Annotated in this window: 2 protein-coding genes and 1 pseudogene; all 3 read right to left on the reverse strand. The window is 69.5% G+C overall.

What is annotated here, in order from left to right; genetic code table 11:
* A pseudogene (locus tag L995_RS12870) lies at positions 1-419 on the reverse strand (FAD-binding protein); the annotation flags it as partial.
* On the reverse strand, positions 416-1,555 hold the full coding sequence (gene lldD, locus L995_RS12875; protein WP_016446782.1) for an FMN-dependent L-lactate dehydrogenase LldD: 1,140 nt from the start codon (positions 1,553-1,555) through the stop codon (positions 416-418). The pseudogene L995_RS12870 and the gene lldD, both read right to left, overlap by 4 nt.
* Before the next feature lie 10 nt (positions 1,556-1,565).
* Positions 1,566-1,839: FCD domain-containing protein (locus tag L995_RS12880; protein WP_156136053.1), on the reverse strand; the 274-nt coding region annotated here is incomplete at its 5' end.

Consider the following 1,839-nt stretch of genomic DNA (forward strand, 5'->3'; position numbering starts at 1 on the left):
CCCAGCGGCGCCAGCGCCTGCTCCAGCCGGTCCAGCGTGGCGCCGGGCAGGCAGACCACCTGGGCGCCGCCGCCAATGACCTGCACGCCGGTGATGCGCAAGGTGTTGATGAGCACGATCTCGCGGTCGTAGTCCGCGCCGTCGGGCGTGGAGCCGCCCGTCAGGCCCGTGTTGGCGGCCTGCATGATGACGATGCGCCCGGCCGCCACGGCGGCCTGCACCACCTTCCACTGCTCCAGCAGCGTCGCGGGCCGCACCACGGCCAGCACCGGGCCCTCGCCCGTGCGGTGGCCCTTGCGGAAGCGGCGCGTGGCCTGGTCTTCGGTGAGCACATGGGCCGCGCCCACGGCCTGGCGCAGCTGCTGCAGCAGGGTTTCGCGGGACACCTGGGGCATGGCGGAGATGGACGGCGCGCTCATGCTTCGCGCACCAGCAGGTCACCGGTGATGTCTGCCACCTTGCTGACGCTGGTCAGCGTCATGGCCACGCGCATCTCCTTTTCCAGCAGCTCCAGCAGGTGCTTGACGCCGGCCTCGCCGGCAGCGGCCAGCGCGTAGATGAAAGCGCGGCCGATCATGGCGCAGTCGGCGCCCAGGGCGATGGCGCGCACCACGTCCAGGCCGTTGCGGATGCCGGAGTCGGCCAGGATCTTGATCTGGCCCTTGACCGCATCGGCAATGGCCGGCAGCGCGCGGGCCGAGGACAGCACGCCGTCGAGCTGGCGGCCGCCATGGTTGGAGACGATGATGCCGTCGGCGCCAAAGCGCACCGCGTCCTTGGCGTCCTCGGGATCCAGGATGCCCTTGATGACCATGGGCCCCTTCCAAAAGGCGCGTATCCATTCGAGGTCCTTCCAGGAAATGGAGGGATCGAAGTTGGCGCCCAGCCAGCCGATGTAGTCGGCCAGGCCCGTGGGGCTGCCCCGGTAGGCCGAGATGTTGCCCAGGTCATGCGGGCGGCCCAGCAGGCCCACGTCCATGGACCAGGCCGGATGCGTGACCGACTGCCAGTAGCGGCGCATGGCGGCATTCGGGCCGCTCATGCCCGAATGCGCATCGCGGTAGCGCGCGCCGGGCACGGGCATGTCCACGGTGAAGACCAGGGTGGAGCAGCCGGCCGCCTGGGCACGCTCCAGCGCGTTCTGCATGAAGCCCCGGTCCTTGAGCACATAGAGCTGGAACCACATGGGGCGCTTGATCCTGGGCGCCACCTCTTCGATGGGGCAGACCGAGACCGTGGACATGGTGAACGGAATGCCATGGGCGTCGGCCGCGCGCGCGGCCTGCACTTCGCCGCGGCGGCGGTACATGCCCGTCAGGCCCACGGGCGACAGCGCCACGGGGATGGACAGTTTCTCGCCGAACAGCTCGATGCTGGTGTCCAGCCGGCTCATGTCCTTGAGCACGCGCTGGCGCAGCGCCACGGCGGCCATGTCCTCGACATTGCGGCGCAGCGTCTGCTCGGCATAGGCGCCGCCGTCGATGTAGTGGAACAGGAAAGGCGGCAGGCGCTTTTGCGCCGCCGCACGGTAGTCGGAGGTAGAGGAGATGATCATGATGGGTGTCTCATGTCTTTCGTATCAGGTCTGAAGTGGGCAGCAGCGCAGGCGCGGCGTCCAGAGGCAGCCGCATGGAGCGCTCGCGCCGCGCGCGGTCCTCGTCCAGGCGCTGGATGGTGGTGCGCACATGCTCCAGGTGCTCGCCGATGCATTCGCGGGCGCGCTGCGGGTCGCCGTCCAGGATGGCCTGCATGAGGCTCTGGTGCTGCACGGTCAGCTCCTGCAGGGTCTGGGGCGCGCTCAGGCGGAACATGTCGTGGCGGTTGCGTTCCACCGTGGAC

The sequence above is a fragment of the Delftia sp. ZNC0008 genome (assembly GCF_000799035.1).
Lineage (GTDB): Bacteria > Pseudomonadota > Gammaproteobacteria > Burkholderiales > Burkholderiaceae_C > Comamonas > Comamonas tsuruhatensis.